This is a genomic window from Halocatena marina (assembly GCF_023276375.1).
GTDB lineage: Archaea > Halobacteriota > Halobacteria > Halobacteriales > Haloarculaceae > Halocatena > Halocatena marina.
Window position 1 is genome coordinate 3,235,963 of record NZ_JALLPK010000001.1, and the last position, 15,228, is coordinate 3,251,190.

Annotated in this window: 20 protein-coding genes; 10 read left to right on the forward strand and 10 right to left on the reverse strand. The window is 57.0% G+C overall.

The window, feature by feature from the left end; translation table 11 throughout:
* Window positions 1–38: 38 nt before the first annotated feature.
* Complete coding sequence (locus tag MW898_RS15275; RefSeq protein WP_248908627.1) at window positions 39–326, forward strand: DUF5789 family protein; 288 nt, start codon at window positions 39–41, stop codon at window positions 324–326.
* Between the two features lie 29 nt (window positions 327–355).
* Here MW898_RS15275 and MW898_RS15280 read toward each other — a convergent pair whose 3' ends face one another.
* From MW898_RS15280 to dcd, 4 genes are all read right to left on the reverse strand, one after another.
* Window positions 356–745: a hypothetical protein gene (locus MW898_RS15280; protein ID WP_248908628.1), complete on the reverse strand. Its 390-nt coding sequence runs from the start codon at window positions 743–745 to the stop codon at window positions 356–358.
* Between the two features lie 44 nt (window positions 746–789).
* A complete protein-coding gene (locus tag MW898_RS15285) occupies window positions 790–1,470 on the reverse strand; it encodes a class I SAM-dependent methyltransferase (protein WP_248908629.1) in 681 nt (226 codons plus the stop codon).
* Between the two features lie 20 nt (window positions 1,471–1,490).
* Window positions 1,491–2,396: a thiamine-phosphate synthase family protein gene (locus MW898_RS15290; RefSeq protein WP_248908630.1), complete on the reverse strand. Its 906-nt coding sequence runs from the start codon at window positions 2,394–2,396 to the stop codon at window positions 1,491–1,493.
* 61 nt (window positions 2,397–2,457) lie between these two features.
* Complete coding sequence (gene dcd, locus MW898_RS15295; protein ID WP_248908631.1) at window positions 2,458–3,045, reverse strand: dCTP deaminase; 588 nt, start codon at window positions 3,043–3,045, stop codon at window positions 2,458–2,460.
* 99 nt (window positions 3,046–3,144) lie between these two features.
* On the opposite strand from dcd, the gene pth2 reads away from it, so the two are divergent.
* Window positions 3,145–3,483, forward strand: coding sequence for a peptidyl-tRNA hydrolase Pth2 (gene pth2, locus MW898_RS15300; protein WP_248908632.1), 339 nt, complete (start codon window positions 3,145–3,147; stop codon window positions 3,481–3,483).
* A 135-nt stretch (window positions 3,484–3,618) separates the two neighbouring features.
* On the opposite strand, the gene MW898_RS15305 is transcribed toward pth2, so the two are convergent.
* A complete protein-coding gene (locus MW898_RS15305; protein WP_248908633.1) occupies window positions 3,619–4,569 on the reverse strand; it encodes a DUF7282 domain-containing protein in 951 nt (316 codons plus the stop codon).
* 336 nt (window positions 4,570–4,905) lie between these two features.
* Here MW898_RS15305 and truD point away from each other — a divergent pair, with 336 nt between their 5' ends.
* The 7 genes from truD (at window position 4,906) to MW898_RS15340 (ending at window position 8,801) form a co-directional block, all read left to right on the forward strand.
* Complete coding sequence (gene truD, locus MW898_RS15310; protein ID WP_248908634.1) at window positions 4,906–6,291, forward strand: tRNA pseudouridine(13) synthase TruD; 1,386 nt, start codon at window positions 4,906–4,908, stop codon at window positions 6,289–6,291.
* A gap of 91 nt (window positions 6,292–6,382) precedes the next feature.
* Entirely contained in the window at window positions 6,383–7,102 is a 720-nt protein-coding gene (locus MW898_RS15315) for a DUF2103 domain-containing protein (RefSeq protein ID WP_248909783.1), read from the forward strand.
* A 61-nt stretch (window positions 7,103–7,163) separates the two neighbouring features.
* Entirely contained in the window at window positions 7,164–7,430 is a 267-nt protein-coding gene (locus tag MW898_RS15320; RefSeq protein ID WP_248908635.1) for a 50S ribosomal protein L37ae, read from the forward strand.
* A 30-nt stretch (window positions 7,431–7,460) separates the two neighbouring features.
* The gene (locus MW898_RS15325; protein WP_248908636.1) at window positions 7,461–7,595 is read left to right on the forward strand and encodes a DNA-directed RNA polymerase subunit P; all 135 of its coding nucleotides are present in this window, start codon (window positions 7,461–7,463) and stop codon (window positions 7,593–7,595) included.
* Window positions 7,596–7,690: 95 nt separating this feature from the next.
* Window positions 7,691–7,948 carry a KEOPS complex subunit Pcc1 gene (locus MW898_RS15330; protein ID WP_248908637.1) on the forward strand — a complete coding sequence of 86 codons (258 nt, stop codon included), beginning with the start codon at window positions 7,691–7,693 and terminating at the stop codon, window positions 7,946–7,948.
* Window positions 7,949–8,064: 116 nt separating this feature from the next.
* Window positions 8,065–8,481: a prefoldin subunit beta gene (locus MW898_RS15335; protein WP_248908638.1), complete on the forward strand. Its 417-nt coding sequence runs from the start codon at window positions 8,065–8,067 to the stop codon at window positions 8,479–8,481.
* 35 nt (window positions 8,482–8,516) lie between these two features.
* A complete protein-coding gene (locus tag MW898_RS15340; protein ID WP_248908639.1) occupies window positions 8,517–8,801 on the forward strand; it encodes a DUF3194 domain-containing protein in 285 nt (94 codons plus the stop codon).
* 312 nt (window positions 8,802–9,113) lie between these two features.
* Here MW898_RS15340 and MW898_RS15345 read toward each other — a convergent pair whose 3' ends face one another.
* The 3 genes from MW898_RS15345 to MW898_RS15355 all read right to left on the reverse strand — a co-directional run bounded on the left by MW898_RS15345 (window position 9,114) and on the right by MW898_RS15355 (window position 12,191).
* A complete protein-coding gene (locus MW898_RS15345) occupies window positions 9,114–11,045 on the reverse strand; it encodes a DUF2070 family protein (RefSeq protein WP_248908640.1) in 1,932 nt (643 codons plus the stop codon).
* A gap of 19 nt (window positions 11,046–11,064) precedes the next feature.
* The gene (locus MW898_RS15350; RefSeq protein WP_248908641.1) at window positions 11,065–11,613 is read right to left on the reverse strand and encodes a GMP synthase subunit A; all 549 of its coding nucleotides are present in this window, start codon (window positions 11,611–11,613) and stop codon (window positions 11,065–11,067) included.
* Window positions 11,614–11,678: 65 nt separating this feature from the next.
* A complete protein-coding gene (locus MW898_RS15355) occupies window positions 11,679–12,191 on the reverse strand; it encodes a DUF7097 family protein (protein WP_248908642.1) in 513 nt (170 codons plus the stop codon).
* A gap of 216 nt (window positions 12,192–12,407) precedes the next feature.
* Between MW898_RS15355 and MW898_RS15360 the strand changes: the two genes are divergently transcribed.
* Entirely contained in the window at window positions 12,408–13,940 is a 1,533-nt protein-coding gene (locus MW898_RS15360) for a (R)-citramalate synthase (protein ID WP_248908643.1), read from the forward strand.
* Here the strand turns inward: MW898_RS15360 and npdG are convergent, their stop codons facing one another.
* Both npdG and MW898_RS15370 read right to left on the reverse strand, forming a co-directional pair.
* Window positions 13,941–14,609: an NADPH-dependent F420 reductase gene (npdG, locus tag MW898_RS15365; RefSeq protein ID WP_248908644.1), complete on the reverse strand. Its 669-nt coding sequence runs from the start codon at window positions 14,607–14,609 to the stop codon at window positions 13,941–13,943. It abuts the gene before it with no gap.
* Window positions 14,610–14,766: 157 nt separating this feature from the next.
* Window positions 14,767–15,228, reverse strand: coding sequence for an NUDIX domain-containing protein (locus tag MW898_RS15370; RefSeq protein ID WP_248908645.1), 462 nt, complete (start codon window positions 15,226–15,228; stop codon window positions 14,767–14,769).

A 15,228-nucleotide genomic window follows, 5' to 3' on the forward strand; every position in this document is an offset into this window, starting at 1 on the left:
ACTGAACTTTTATGAAGGTTAAGCGGCTTAGATCAATCATGCGGATGTTCACCGAAGCAAACAAGCAGTTCGAAACTCACAGCTACCCAGCGACGACGCGCGAGCTCATCGCTGAGTACGGCCATCTCAAACTCTCGTTGCCAAATGGAACGGAGACGGTGGGTGCCGCCCTCTCACGACTCCACAACGAAACGTACGACGACGCAGAAGCAGCACAGCTGGCAATGTACGGAGCAGTCAGCGATAAGGCCATTGGGCGAAAGTACTACTCCGACCGCGATCCGTTTGGACCCGGCGAGAACGGTCCCGACCCACTCTCCTTCTAACTCGTTTCTTTTCGGTTCGGTTCGAACGTCTATGAAGGACGCACGAGCCGAGCACGGCGGCCAATGCGTCGTCCGACGACTGAACCGAGAAATCCGAACACAGCGAAGACGGGAAGAGCAAATACGGCGGCATAGTATCCATACGATCCGAAGACGAAGAGGACGTTAGCGAGTGGTAGCGACCCATTGAACGTGAGAGCCAGATACCCCAACCCACCAAGATAAAGCAAGACGGCGGTCAGTCCACCGGCAATGAGTCCCTCTGCTGGCGTTTCATCGAGATCACTCGTTGCGAGGAGACCAACGACGATCCCGGAAACGATGCTTGCGAGACCGATGCCGACGATATCGATTGCCGCTGTAGCTGCACCGAGAATTGCCCCTCCGAAAGAACCAATCACGATCCGCTGACGATTCATACACTCGTTTCTTCCCGGGTCAAAATAACTATTAGCCCGTTTGGTCAGTACACATCCGATCGTCCACTCAAGAGTCCGATAAATCCCAGTCCAAACGTCTCGTAGCGTCGGTTCGTCGTGTGAGAAGCGAGCGCGTCTCGTGACGCTCTGATGGATGCATCGAGTCGCTGTCGGTCGTTGGTTGGGGTGAGTAATCGACCAACGGTTTCTCCAAGAGAGTCGGTCGGTACACCAGCAGTCACGCACGCGCCAAACAGCGGATTAATCAGTCGGCCAATCGGGTGATGGCTCGAAGCGCCATCGAGCAGCGCGATACGACCATCAGTCAGTTGACACCACAGTTCGACCGCACCAGCGGGATCAGGAAGGAGTCCGACGACGAACGTCCCAAGAACAGCGTCGGCTCGGGAGACAGGTGGTCGACTCGCATCACCACAAACGAGTGAGACGTTCCGCCAGCCCGCGCGTTCGATACGGATTCGTGCCTGTTCAAGCAACGCTGGTGTCAGGTCGATACCCACAACGTGACCGGTTCGACCGACCTGGTCACGAAGGTACGGAATGTTCGCACCAGTTCCACACCCCATATCGACAACCGTATCTCCGCGCGAAAGGTCAAGCGATTGGACAGCATCAGCGCGCCACTCACCAACCCGTGGAAGCGTAGCGATGGTATCGTACACCCTCGCCCAGCGACCGTAGAAATCAGCGATAGACACTGTCATTCTGGTTTTGTATTCATGCCTTACGCGGATTCGAGTTCCGTGAGATCTCGGGCGATCGCCGCTGTGCTCGCAGCATCCTCACCGAGGATGTAGATTGCCGGTTCGATGCCAAAGCCTCCCGTCTGATAGAGCACATCGACCGAGTCGTCGGCCACCTCATCGATAGCAACACTGAGTTCACCCTCGGGATCGAAGGCAGCAGTCTGCAAGCCCATTGTTTCGAGATGATCGACGGTTTCTGTGGAATACCGGACGTTCAGCGTAGCCCGCGCCTGGTTACCGGTTTCGCGGACTGCGAGCAGAACGCTTGCAACGTGACCACTCGCACCGAACTCCGGTTCGGTCGGAATCGTCGCCCGGCCTTTGACATCGAGAATACGACCCGGGACGGCCACCACGTCGTCGATACTCGTCGCGTGTGGAAGACATTCGACGAGATTCGAGCCAACCGCAGGGATGAGTGCGGCGAACCCACTTGCATTTTCGAGGATTCGCAAACCGCGTCGGACAGAGCCGAGTATTCGTTCCGTGGTTCGGAGTGAGCTATCGTCGTCGTGAATAGCAAAATCACCCTCGTAGGACGCCAGCTCGGGCATCGATCTCTCGTGCAAGGCAGCGAGGAGATCACCACGTTCGAGCCGTCGGATGAGGATTTCCGTCTCGGCAAGTGCCTGCACCTGACTCATTTCGCCCGCAGCGAGCCCACCACCGAGACGCGCGACGAGATCGAGAACGCGCTGATCGGCCAGTATCTCATCGCATCGTTCGATCTCTCCGTGCGAATATTTCGACACCGCTGATTGGCTGATGCCGAGTAAATCTGCAACCTCACTTTGTGTGAGATCGCGCCCGCGCAGCTCCTCTGCCAACATCGAACGGAACGTCGGCAGGAACTCGTCGACAACGACTTCTTCAATGAATCGCATCGTCGTAACACCCCCTTTCCTTCGCCTCGAGAGTAAGCGGTACCGAACAGACGCATGTCATTTATTGATCACCTCCGAACTCACGATCACCCTGTATTCGTGAGGCCTGTGGTCCACCTTGATCTTGGTACTTCGACCCTCGATCGCTCCCGTATGGGCGCTCAGAGGGCGACCGTAGTTCGGTGAACGTCAGTTGTGAGATTCGCATTCCGGGCGTCAGTGCGACCGGCGCTGTCCCGAGATTCGACAGTTCGAGCGTAATTGTCCCACGGAAACCAGGATCCGCCAGTCCGGCGGTAGCATGCACGACCACAGCGAGCCGCCCGAGCGAGGAGCGTCCTTCGACGTGCGCGATCAGATCGGGAGGAATTTCGACGCGTTCGTGCGTCGTTCCGAGGACAAAATCGCCAGGATGAAGAATAAATTCTCCACCTTCTTCGACAACCGTTTCGTCGACGTACTCTTCGACCTCTCGTTCGCTGTTCGGATGGATACACGGGATGTTCGTCCGCTGAAATTCGAGAAACTCCCGCCCGAGTCTGAGATCAACACTCGCTGGCTGGATTTGAAGATCCAGATCGTCAAGCGGCTCGACGACCAGATCACCCGCTTCGAGCCGGCGGAGAATATCCACGTCTGAGAGTATCATATCCATACAGCGGCCCCCCATGGGGTAAAAGTGCTCGAACCATTCCCAAAATCCGTTTCGTGTCGCCAGCGCTTTCATCCCGTCGGTCGAGCGTTCTGTATGAAACAGGCCATTGTCGCCCGAACTGATCTCGGTATGGGACGCGGAAAGTTGGCTGCGCAAGTCGCTCACGCCTCGCTCACAGCCTACGAAGATGCGTCGTCCGATGCGCGGATGGAGTGGAAATCAGGGGGGCAAAAGAAGATCGTCCTGAAGGTCGCCAGTAAAGACGATCTGCTCGATCTCGCAGAGCAAGCCAGACGGGAGGGCCTCCCATACGCTGTCATTCGGGACGCTGGCCACACACAGCTTGATCCTGGCACCGTCACCACGCTCGCTGTTGGACCAGCTCAAGAGGCGCAGGTTGATGCTGTGACTGGTGACTTATCTCTATACTAAACCAAGGACAAGGAAGTGTTCGACCGCGGTAGACGTCGTTTCGTCGCACATCGCGTTTCAACAACGACGGGACGGACCGGTCCGTTGTTCACAACCACACGAGAAGATACCGGAGAAAGATGAGAAGATGTCTTCCTAATTACTCTTCACGGTTGCTGTATCGGAGACATGTTGTCCATTGTTGGTGTAGGCTGCGTCGCCAGAGTTGAACGTGCCGTCATCATTCGTATCGTAGTGAAGCAGCGCCACGAGTGTTGGATTGCCCTGTATCCCTTGTGGAACAGTGACTTTAACGTCGTTAGCGACGCCAGAGCCGATACGCTCAGAGGAGCTAACGAAGTTGCCGTCCCGCGTATAGAGGACAACGAAGCCGCCTTCGGGCAGTGAAGCCTTATCGACCGTGACGGTCTTTCCGTCGGACGAGGTCTGATTCGTGAACGTGATGCTCGGTGTCGTTGGTTGTTCGTTGTTACACGGAGCCTCAGCACTCTTGTACGTGACGCCACTGTGCGTTCCGTTGTTGATTCCAGGGAATCCTATCGTGAGCGCGGTTCCATTCGAACCACCAGAACCAGACGTAGAGATGTAGACATCGACTGAACCGCCACTCGGAACGGTCACCTCATGGTTGTTTCCAGATCCAGCGGCCGAGGAGTACACGATAGTGGCTGGCTTCCCGTTTTGGTTGCGCAGCTGGTACTCTGCCTGATTCTTCTCGAAGTTGGTACACAGCGGCTTGACAGACACTTTACTCGGATCCACGCCTTTGTTGTCCGTCGGCGTCGATTGCGTTGTTGTCTGTGTTGGTGTAGCAGTCGGCGTCGGTGTTGGTGTTGCTGTTGGTGTTGCTGTTGATGTTGGAGTACCTGTCGGTGTTGGTTCTGCCGTGATTGGTGTTTGTGGTTGCGTGTCCGTGGTCGTATTCGGCGTGGGCGTGATCGTCGAAGGTGTGGGAGTGTCAGTTCCGACTCCCGATGGCGGCTGAGCGACACTCATCGCCAGCACGACAGCACCAGCAATGATGACGATCGCGAGCACGCCAGCCGCGATACCTGCGATGTGTGTTTCGGTTAGATCGTATCTCATTTCCAGCCAATGTAGTGTAGATATGTCCCGGAGAAGGACGCATTTACTCGTCGTCAGCCCCGGATACGTGGCCTACTTTTGTCCCGGAGCATTATTATTCACCCGATAACCTTGCCGGTGGGGAAGATCATCAGGATCAATTGTGAAGAATAGCCGGGCGACCACCACAGGTATTGAAAGTACCCCACCATGAAAACACAGCCGAGACTATTGTTTCGACATCTGCAAAGCGTCATCTCACACTGCTGTGAGTTGCCAGCCAGAATCGAATCACCAAGAACTGATTACGGGGCGTGTCTGAGGAGAAACCATGCACACAAGCGACGGGGGAGTGTGATGCGCCCAGCACATTCTCGGGAGCAAGCGATGGGGATTGCCTATTACGTCAGTGACACCGCTGGCATCGGTGGACACCTCCGTGACCGGGCGGCGGACTTTCGCGTGCGCGAGCGTGAAGCATTCGAAACGCAGCCGGTGGACGCTGATACGGGTGCGTACCCAGCCCTCGTCTTTCGTGCGACACTCACGAACCGGGACACGAACGGATTCGTAAACGAGCTTGCGAATCGGCTCGGCATCAGCCGAGAGCGGATCACGTGGGCTGGAACGAAAGACAAGCGTGCGATCACGACCCAGTTGTTCTCGATCCGAAACTTCGAAGACACAACGCTTCCAGAACTTTCTGGCGCAGCGATCGAAGTCGTGGGCCGTGCCGGTCGGCCAGTGCTGTTTGGCGACCATATTGGCAACGAGTTCGAGCTCGTCGTTCGTGACGTGCATCCGGATTCAACCGAGAAGATCGACGATATCACAGCAGATCTGCGGTCGTTCGTGGAGGCAGACGACCGTCGTAATCGAGGTCGAGATCGAGATCGTGGCAAGGATGCTGTGAGCGTTGGTGATGGAACAGTAACAATTGGTGTTCCGAACTTTTTCGGCCAGCAGCGATTCGGTACGTTGCGACCAGTTACGCACGAGGTCGGGCTTGCCATCGTTCGCGGCGATTGGGAGAAAGCAGTGATAGCGTATCTCGGGAATCCGTCAGAGCACGAGCCGGCAGATACACGCGAGGCGCGCGACTATGTCGATCGGACACACGACTGGCAGGGCGCAATCGATCGGTTCCCGACGCATCTGCGCTACGAACGATCGATAGCGCATCGACTCACGGAAATCGGCGGAGACGAACCCGATCAGTTCCGTGAAGCACTGACAGCAGTTCCGTCGAACCTTCAAGCGCTGTTCGTACACGCGGCTCAGTCGTATCTGTTCAACCAGATGCTCTCGCTTCGACTCGAACGCGATCTTCCGTTTTCGAAACCAGTTGTCGGCGACGTCGTCTGTTTCGTCGATGAGCACGGCCGTCCAGACAGTGACCGTCAACAGTTGGTGACCGAATCTCGCGTCGAGACGGTTGTTCGTCACTGCGAGCGCGGACGAGCGTTCGTCACCGCGCCGCTGGTCGGAACAGACACGGAACTGAGTGAGGGCGAACAGGGAGAGATCGAGCGTCAGGTGCTCGATGAGACGGACCTCTCACTCGACGCGTTCGATCTCCCTGGTGAGTTCGATTCGACCGGCACACGACGCCCAATCCTCCTCCAGACTGAGCTCTCGATCGATCACGATCCGCTTACGTTCTCCTTTTCGCTCCCAAACGGATCGTATGCCACGGTCCTCATGCGCGAGTACCTGAAAGCCGATCCGGAATCGATGGCCTGATCGGCTGCGTTGTCCGTGGAGCTGACGCCCCTCGCACCGAAGGATGCAGCCGAATCATCCTGTTTATCCGTCGGCCGAAGATACGATGAGTATGGCGTGTCGCCGGTGTGCGTCTCCACTCGATCGACCGGGTGATTACTGTTTAGTGTGCCGTACACCGAACGCCGACACTGTTGTTCTCGAACTCACACGAGAGCGTGCGCGAGTGACGGCGTTATTAGAGGAAGATGTCATCGCTGCGCGAGAGATCACGACCACTCCCGAAGCAGGAGAGAACGAACCCGTCGAACTACGGAACTTCGCGGGCCTCATCGCCGATGAAGTTCGCCGAAAGCGTCCGGAAGAAGTGTATGCCACCGGTGATCGTGCGGTACTGACCGCCGTCAGAGAGCAGATTCATTACAAGCTGTACCGCATCACAGGCGACGATGCGGTCGAATCGGTTATCGAACGACGCGGACAGCCGGCTCTCGAAGTCGTCGAGGCCTCACTTTCAGAAAAGCTCGGGGGATCTCACACCACACTCATCGGCGGACGATCCGGACGCAAAGCGGTTCGGACCATCGCTGCACATCCTCACGTGAAAAAGCTCGTCCCTGGTCCGATCGACGCAAGCGGCACTGGTTCACGCTCCGGTGTTCGTGCGAAAGCGACCCGTTCGGATGGGAACGGAAACGTCCGGCTGCTCGTCCGCGACGGATCGAGCGTACAGGAAAACCGAATCGTTACGACAGCACACGATCGTGATACCGGCGAACGGGTTCGTGAAGACCTCAACGAGGCACTACAGGAAGCCGCACTGCAGGAGTGACGAAATGAGACGGGTCGAACTCAACGGATTTATACCACCGCTGGAGCTATGTAGAGCCACTATGGCCAAGAAAAAAGGACGAACTGGGAGCGCTGGCCGATTCGGCGCACGCTACGGCCGTGTTGCTCGTCGTCGCGTCGCCGAAATCGAAGAAGAAATGCGAAGCGCAACCGTCGACGGTGACTCAGTCAAGCGCGTCGGAACAGGTATCTGGGTGAACGAGGAAACCGGCGAGAAGTTCGCTGGCGGTGCATACCGACCACAGACACCGCGGGGACGTACGGTCACCCGATCGATCCGTGCCGCACTCGATGAAGACGACGAATAAATACGTCATTAGCCCGTATTCTGCGATACCATGAGCTACAAGTGTTCTCGTTGTAAACGCGATGTCGAACTCGACGAGTACGGTGGTGTGCGCTGTCCGTACTGTGGCCATCGCGTTCTTCTCAAAGAGCGTAGCCGCGACGTAAAAGAGATACACGTCGAATAAGAGAGAACGACGCGCGTCAAAACGAATCAAGTCGAATCAGATCAGATCGGATCAGATCAGATAGGATAGGGCAGGACAGGGTAACTGAGTAGAAATTGCCATCTGATACGTTATCGTCTCACGATATTCAGCTTGAGTTCGAATACGAGAGCGGAGAGCGTGCAACGCTCATTGAGCGTAGCATCCAGCAGGAGATTGGGGAAATCGAAGGGGATCGTACCCGAACGACGATCGTTCGAGACGGTTCTATCGTCAAGATACACGTTGAAGCCGACGATCTTGTTGCGCTCCGAGCTGGATTGAACACGTGGTGTACTCTCATCGAAGTCGCCGAGCGGTGTTCTGAGCGCTGATCATCCGTTCTCTTTGTCGTGGGCGCTCTTTTCGCTCTGCAAACGGCGTTCCTTTCGTCTATTCTCTCCAGACGAGAACACGTGCCTTTTTGCGCTGCGGTGCAGACGGTGTAGGTATGCAGGGAAATCTTCCGCCGGAAGCACAGGAGAAAATCGAGGAACTGCAAGACCTACAGGAGACGGCCCAACAGGTTGCGATCCAAAAGCAGCAGGCAGAAACGACGCTGAACGAGACGAAAACAGCGCTCGACCAACTCGACGATATCGATGAGGACACCAACATGTACCAAGAAGTTGGTGAGCTTCTCGTCCAAACCGAATACGATGAGGCTGCTGAAAGTCTCGAAGAGAAGAGTGACAGTCTCGAAATCCGCGTCGAGACGCTCGAAAAGCAAGAAAGCCGCGTCGAAGAGAAGTTCGAAGAACTGCAACAAGAACTTCAGCAACTACTGAGCGGCGCTGGAGGCGTTGGTGGACCACAAGGCCCGCAAGGACCCGGCGGCCCAGGAATGGGCGGACCGGGCGGTGACTAAAACGAAAAACGTACGACACCTAACCATACGTCACCATGCCGACAGACGAAGAAGTAGTACAAGCCGCCTCAAACGCAGCCGAAGGCGTGATCTTCTCACGATATAAACAGTCACACGTCAAGGATGTCGACGTGAGCGTCAGCTTCGAAGACGGTATCCTCGACATCGACGTCTACCTGAACGTCCCCGACGATGTCACCTCAAAATCCGATTCTGATTCTGATTCTGATTCTACGGATCCCGATCAGGTCACCGAGGACGCTGCGCTTGCTGCGCAGTCAGCCGTTGACGAACTGTTTGCCACAGAGCAAGAGGAGTAGTCGCTCAGTCGTCTGCTGTGACAGCAAGATTCGAGACATCGTATCCACACTATTCTGTTTCCTCGGCGACGAGCACTGTGATGGTCTGGCTTTCGGCCCGATGCAGTACCCGATTCGTTGCCGATTTGTGAGTATCGAGCGTCGCTGCTGGCTCGGTGACTGATCAACTCAAAAGAGCGTAATAGTCTCGTAGACAGATGCTCGTCGTACGTTGATTCTCACTCGATCGTTTCAGTATACCGTAATACCTCGGTGTCGTCGAGCTGCTCACAGAATACCCGTTGCGTCTTCGAGCAAGAGCTGAACAGTACATCACGTAACGAAGAAGATCAGCACGCTCACTGCCATCACAGCGAGGATGAACGCGGCGGCGAGTGCACTGCCCATTGAGGTCATAGCGTTTGCGTGGCTCGCGAGCGTTTCGGTGCGATCATTGCCGAACACAGTCACCGTCGTCCGTTCTTTCCCCATTCCAGCTTCGACGGGTTCGAGATCGTCGGCGGCTTTCGAGGTGAGTTCGGCAATGAGGTCCACGAGTTCCTCGTGAGGAATCACAGAGCCGACCTGATTGTCAGGGTTGATAGTGTTGACGACGTGGGTGTCGGTGGTCATCACTTCAGCATTATCGATGGCAGCACGTCCGTGCTCGTCGGCAATTCTACCACTGCCGTCGGCTGCGATCGGAACGCGTTGCTGTTGCTGTACCGTGATGGTCTCGACGATACGATCCCGGAGTCCTGGCTCCATGTTGTTCCCATCGATGAGGACGTACGCAGTCCGTTGTCCATCGATTTCGATGACAGCGACGCGAACGCCGAGTGGCCCGATGCCCTGATGGATGGACCACGCAGTACGATCCCACGCGGTACCGAGTTGGATCGGGGCACGATGGGCTGAGGCGAGCTCTGTACCGGCCTCGCTCGCCGCTTGGAGCATTGAGAACGATCGGTGGCTCCCGGGCGCAACATGACCGAGGTCGGGACCCGAAAGACCGTTGTTACAGTTGTGAGCGTCGACGAGCATGACGGTATCGAGTCCACTAGCACGTGCCTCGGCCGACGCCGACAGCCCGACAGCGTATTCGATATCATCGGCAAACGATGGAGAGTAGGTGCCAATGAGGAGTGCGCTGTCACCGAACGCCTGTCCGAGGATGGACACTTCGTCATCGCGTGTTCGAACACTTTGAGTGGCGGTGGTTTCGTACTCGATCGACTCGTACGCTCGTTCGGCGGCGTCGATAACCGTGTCGACCTCGCGTTCCGTGACGAGATTGAAATCGTGACCGGCAGTTGCGTGTGGTGGGAATCCGAGTCCTTCCGTGCTCTGTGCGACACGCTCTGGAAGATTTCCACCACCGATCTCGCCCATTGGTCCGGGGTGAATCATCGGAAGAACAAATCGCGCCTTCTCTGTTCGATCGCTCGCCCGCCGAAACGAGAGGACGGTGATGGGAACAACGGCTTCCTCTCCGAGTTGTTCGAAGAAATCCTCCAACTCTCGTGTTCCCTCCGCGATGTGACCCACGAACCCACGGATGAAATCGAGGACGCTCACACCGAGGCTACGCTGCCACGGCCGGTCGATAGTGACGATGAAGAGCCACGAAGCGAATGCATAGAAGACACAGATGCCACCGAGGAGGACAAAATCCTCGGGGACGACCGCGGGAAACTGTTCCGGAGCGCGTCCCGATCGAGCGAAGAACGACTGGATAATCGGGCCACCAATTTCGAGATACGTGATTGTCCCGCTGTACGTAAACAGAAGAGCAGCTGCAGCGACAGTCTGGATACTCGCCGGAACAGACGCGATGAGAAGCGATTTCCGCGAGATCGCCATCACAACGAGTAGTCGGATGGCGAACATGCTCGCAAGTGCCGCGATGAGCATGTCGAAAACGAATCGCTGGTTGAGTTGTGTGAGCACCGCAATAGCGCCCGAAGCGGTTAGGATTACGACGACGACGAGTTCACAAAAGAGTGCGAGCAGTGACGCGCGATTTGGAGTAAGCTGACCACCGACTCGCAGATCGACGTAGGGTGTGAGGACACTTGCGATGACGGTTGGGACGCCGATGAAAAAGATTCCCTGCCACGCATCCGCAAGAATGAACGGAGAATCAAATGCAGCAATGCCTGTGAGCGCAGCAATGAGCAGTGAAAACGCGACACTCGCATACCAACTCGGCGCACGAAAGATGAACCGAGAGAGGCTTGCAAGATCTCCTTGAGTTCGTGTCATGCGTCACCCGTGTGTACTATTACTCACAGCAGGTCCTGAAATTCTCGAAAACCTCCTCTCCGGCTTCCGTATGAGCGACTTCAGGATGCCACTGCACGCCGTAGAGGTCACGGTCAGGATCACTCATGGCCTCGATAGCGCACACGTCACTTCGTCCCGCGAGCGAAAACCCACGTGGAAGTGCTGTCACCTCATCAGCGTGGCTGGCCCACACTCGGGTCTCGGGCGCGAGTGAGCCGACGAGCGGATCGTTTTCGTCCACGATCTCGACAGTAACGTCTGCATATCCCCCGTATTCGCCATCATCGACCTGACCTCCGAGTGACGCAGCCATCACCTGCATCCCGAGGCAAATCCCGAGAACAGGAATTTCGAGATCGAGATACTCCGCACAGCGACCACTGTCGGCGATATCTGGCCCGCCAGAGAGCACGAGACCGTCGGCCTCAATCTCCTCTGGAGGGGTCGTGTTGTCGAGGAGGGCGGTGTCCACGCCGATATCACGGAGCGCACGCTGCTCCAGATGGGTGAACTGTCCGTGGTTGTCGACCACGTCGATACGCACCATTAACTTCGATAGATTGCCATCCCGTATATACTTCCTGAAATAGTTGGCTGTTCACTACAGATCCATTACTCTTCCCGTCGCTCTGCAGCCGATTGAAATCCGAATTCCGCCTGTTCGCGAGCGCGTCGGGTTTCACGAGCCGCGATGGCCTCAGAGGTGGGCGAGGCGTCGTCATCGATACGCGCCCACGAGTTGTGTACGCTCGCGTGGCACCACCGACAGAGCGTGACAGTGATCTCGTGGGTCAGTTCTGTTTCGTTCTTATAAGATAGATGATGGTTTTCGAGCAACGGACGCTCGTCTGTGTGTGCCATTCTAATTCCGTCGAGACCGCAGCGAACGCACGACTCCGAGCGATTGCGCGCTCGAAAGTGGGGACAATCACACCACTCCCACTCGTCGGTTCCGACCGGACAGCGTAAATTCTCGTGTTCGCGCTCGCGTGCGAACGCGGGATCACGATCTTGCTGTTCGACCGCGAACCGGCATCGGCCGTCGTCGGTGAGATGATCGCACCGCTCGGCGTACGCGTACGGATCGTCGACACCGACGGAAGTACCCGAGGGCGTCGTTTCCATACTCCGGGTAGGCGGTCCTGACTAATAACACCGCGGAGGACTGCTGACAGGCCACGCTGTCGTGGATCGCTCGTCGTAACTCTCACTGGCGTTTGTACCGCTGATCGGCTCAAATGCACCGGCTGAGCTAAATGATTCAGGATCGACTGCAATATCTGACGGACTCATCTGTATTATATACTTCCGCGCCGCAGCCATAGATGGTAATCATGACCGGTGACCGATTTATTCGGGGGCCCCCCCGAATCAACCCCTCTCTCCTGTTCTGACGTACAGTTTCTCGATACAACACTCCGTGACGGCGAGCAAGCGCCAGGGATTTCGCTTACTCCAGCGGAGAAGGCCGAGATAGCAACAAAACTCGATAGTGCTGGCGTCAGCGTTATCGAAGCTGGTAGTGCCTGCACAGGCGCGGGTGAGCGCGAAACCATCGCTCGCGTCGCAGATCTCGACCTCGACGCAACGGTGACGAGCTTTGCTCGTGGCGTCCAGCGTGACATCGACCTCGCGCTCGATTGCGGCGTTGATGGCATCAACCTCGTCGTCCCGGCGAGTGACCGCCACATTGAGCAGAAAGTCGGGACGACCCGCGATTCAGTGATCGAAAAGACCGTCGATCTCACGGAGTACGCAAACGACCACGGGCTCTGGGTCGAGGTCCTCGGTGAAGACGGATCTCGATCGGAACTGCAGTTCCTCGAGCGGTTGATGGAAAGCGCACTTGATGCCGGAGCTGACCGTGTCTGTTACTGTGACACCGTTGGCCACGCAACGCCCGATCGAACGATGGAGGTCGTCTCTCGACTCACAGCGCTCGGGCCGACGAGTACGCACACCCACGACGATCTCGGGCTCGCAGTGACGAACGCACTGGTGAGCATCGTTGCCGGAGCCGACCTCGTTCACGCTACTGTCAACGGTATCGGCGAACGTGCGGGCAACGCCGCGTTAGAGGAGATCGCCATCGCGCTCGATCACGGCTACAGCGTGGAAACACTCGATACGACCAAGCTCTACGACCTCGCTCAGACGGTCGCAACTGGAACCGGGATCTCGCTCGCGCCGAACAAGGCCGTCGTCGGTGAGAACGCATTCACCCACGAGTCGGGGATTCACACCGACGGCACCCTCAAGGACGACGCGATGTACGAACCGTATCCACCCGAGACGGTTGGTCGAGAGCGGCGGCTCGTGCTCGGAAAACACGCCGGACGGGCTGGCGTCCGAGCTGCACTCGACGAACACGGCGTGGATGTGACCGACGAAGAGTTAGGCGCAATCGTCGAGCAGGTGAAAGCCATCGGTGATCGAGGAAAGCGGGTCACTGACGCTGACCTCCTCACAATCGCCGAGGACGTACAAGACCGCGAACGCGACCGACGCGTTGAGCTGCTCGATCTCACTGCGGCCAGCGGTGGCGCAACGCCAACTGCGAGCGCCCGGCTTGCTGTCGACGGAGAAGAGCGCGTTGCGAGCGGTGTTGGAAGCGGTCCTGTCGATGCGGCCGTGAGTGCTGTCCGCGAAGCACTCGCCATCGATGCGACGCTTGAGTCCTACCGCGTCGATGCCATCACCGGAGGGACTGATGCGCTCGTCACCGTCGAGGTCGTGGTATCACGCAGTGATCAGTCAGTCACTGTCACAGCGAGTGATGCCGACATCACCCGCGCAAGCGTCGTCGCAATGGTCGATGCGTTCGATCGTTTGCTCGCAAGTGATGTCTCATCAGTCGCCATCGCAGACGACTAACTACCGAAACACCACACCGAGGTCGTGCAGTTCCTCGTTGTTCATCGCGATGTTGATGAGCAACGGCGTAATTCCCTCGACTTCAGCAGCGTTGGCGATACCGCCGCCATCGAGTGCACGCAGTCCGTCGATATCTGCTGCGAGAGACATGACGATCCCTTTCGCATCCGCATCGTCACCGAGGACGATTGTGTCCAACTCGAACGTCACGTCGAGGTTTGCGAGCGTCCCCGCAGCGAGATTGTGGAACGCACCGATAACAGGGACGTCATCGGGAGCGGCGTTTGCAGCGAGTTCGACGACACTTCCACCCGATGGACGGTTGTAGTGAAAGCCTGCGTCGTCACGCTTCATCCCAACGGCGGGCGAAACCAGCGTGGTATCCGAATCGATGCGGTCAGCAATTGCCTCGATGGTGTCCGCGAGATGATACGCTGGAACGGAGAGAACGACCACGTCCGCACGGTCAGCGGCCATCTCGTTTGCAAAGCCATTGATAGAGACCTCAACGCCACGGCTTGCTAATTCCTCCTCGTATTCTGCGGCCTTCGTACGGGCCCGTTCGGGATCACGTGAACCGATGATGACCTCGTGTGGGGAGTCGCGTGCCCACCGCAGCGCAAGTCCTTCGCCGATATCACCGGTTCCGCCGCACAGTGCGATTCGCATACCAACATCTCGGTACCCAGATGATTAAATTGATTGTGTAACCGGTGTCTATCGTACCGGATTCGACGATGGCTCATTCCCACACTCTTCTGTAGAACTGCGGAAAGCGTCTCCAGAAATATAATACTCGATAATTGATGCTTAGATATGCCATGAGTTAGTGTTCAACCTGCTGCATCGCTTGTTGAATCTGCGTCAACTCACCCGGTTGTAACTCGGCTTCGATTTCTTCGGGGGACCAGAACCGGACCGCTTGTACGTCTGCCCCGGCTTTCGGTTCCCCTGTCGTCTGGACTCGTGAGACGCCAAAGCAGACGCGAACCGTAGAGACATCATACGGATCATCTACCTCGTCGTTCCACCCGCGAGTGGAGGTGAGGGTCAGATCGGTTGGAGAGACTGTTAGGTTTAATTCTTCTCTCAGTTCTCTTGTGGCAGCTTCGTCGGGAGATTCGCCATATTCGATCACGCCACCGGGAAGGGCCCATGTCCCCTGATACGGTGGGGATGCACGCTGGATCAGGAGGACAGTCGCTTCCTTCCGTACGGCAACACCGGCACACGGACAGGGAACATGGAAGATATGAACTGTGCAGGTGGGACACGCGTTCTTTCCCAT

Excerpts from the sequence above, each read along its gene's own strand:
- MW898_RS15275 (WP_248908627.1), top strand. The coding sequence starts at position 39 with ATGCGGATGTTCACCGAAGCAAACAAGCAGTTCGAAACTCACAGCTAC.
- MW898_RS15280 (WP_248908628.1), bottom strand. The coding sequence starts at position 745 with ATGAATCGTCAGCGGATCGTGATTGGTTCTTTCGGAGGGGCAATTCTC.
- MW898_RS15285 (WP_248908629.1), bottom strand. The coding sequence starts at position 1,470 with ATGACAGTGTCTATCGCTGATTTCTACGGTCGCTGGGCGAGGGTGTAC.
- MW898_RS15290 (WP_248908630.1), bottom strand. The coding sequence starts at position 2,396 with ATGCGATTCATTGAAGAAGTCGTTGTCGACGAGTTCCTGCCGACGTTC.
- dcd (WP_248908631.1), bottom strand. The coding sequence starts at position 3,045 with ATGATACTCTCAGACGTGGATATTCTCCGCCGGCTCGAAGCGGGTGAT.
- pth2 (WP_248908632.1), top strand. The coding sequence starts at position 3,145 with ATGAAACAGGCCATTGTCGCCCGAACTGATCTCGGTATGGGACGCGGA.
- MW898_RS15305 (WP_248908633.1), bottom strand. The coding sequence starts at position 4,569 with ATGAGATACGATCTAACCGAAACACACATCGCAGGTATCGCGGCTGGC.
- truD (WP_248908634.1), top strand. The coding sequence starts at position 4,906 with ATGCGCCCAGCACATTCTCGGGAGCAAGCGATGGGGATTGCCTATTAC.
- MW898_RS15315 (WP_248909783.1), top strand. The coding sequence starts at position 6,383 with ATGGCGTGTCGCCGGTGTGCGTCTCCACTCGATCGACCGGGTGATTAC.
- MW898_RS15320 (WP_248908635.1), top strand. The coding sequence starts at position 7,164 with ATGGCCAAGAAAAAAGGACGAACTGGGAGCGCTGGCCGATTCGGCGCA.
- MW898_RS15325 (WP_248908636.1), top strand. The coding sequence starts at position 7,461 with ATGAGCTACAAGTGTTCTCGTTGTAAACGCGATGTCGAACTCGACGAG.
- MW898_RS15335 (WP_248908638.1), top strand. The coding sequence starts at position 8,065 with ATGCAGGGAAATCTTCCGCCGGAAGCACAGGAGAAAATCGAGGAACTG.
- MW898_RS15340 (WP_248908639.1), top strand. The coding sequence starts at position 8,517 with ATGCCGACAGACGAAGAAGTAGTACAAGCCGCCTCAAACGCAGCCGAA.
- MW898_RS15345 (WP_248908640.1), bottom strand. The coding sequence starts at position 11,045 with ATGACACGAACTCAAGGAGATCTTGCAAGCCTCTCTCGGTTCATCTTT.
- MW898_RS15350 (WP_248908641.1), bottom strand. The coding sequence starts at position 11,613 with ATGGTGCGTATCGACGTGGTCGACAACCACGGACAGTTCACCCATCTG.
- MW898_RS15355 (WP_248908642.1), bottom strand. The coding sequence starts at position 12,191 with ATGGAAACGACGCCCTCGGGTACTTCCGTCGGTGTCGACGATCCGTAC.
- npdG (WP_248908644.1), bottom strand. The coding sequence starts at position 14,609 with ATGCGAATCGCACTGTGCGGCGGAACCGGTGATATCGGCGAAGGACTT.
- MW898_RS15370 (WP_248908645.1), bottom strand. The coding sequence starts at position 15,228 with ATGGGAAAGAACGCGTGTCCCACCTGCACAGTTCATATCTTCCATGTT.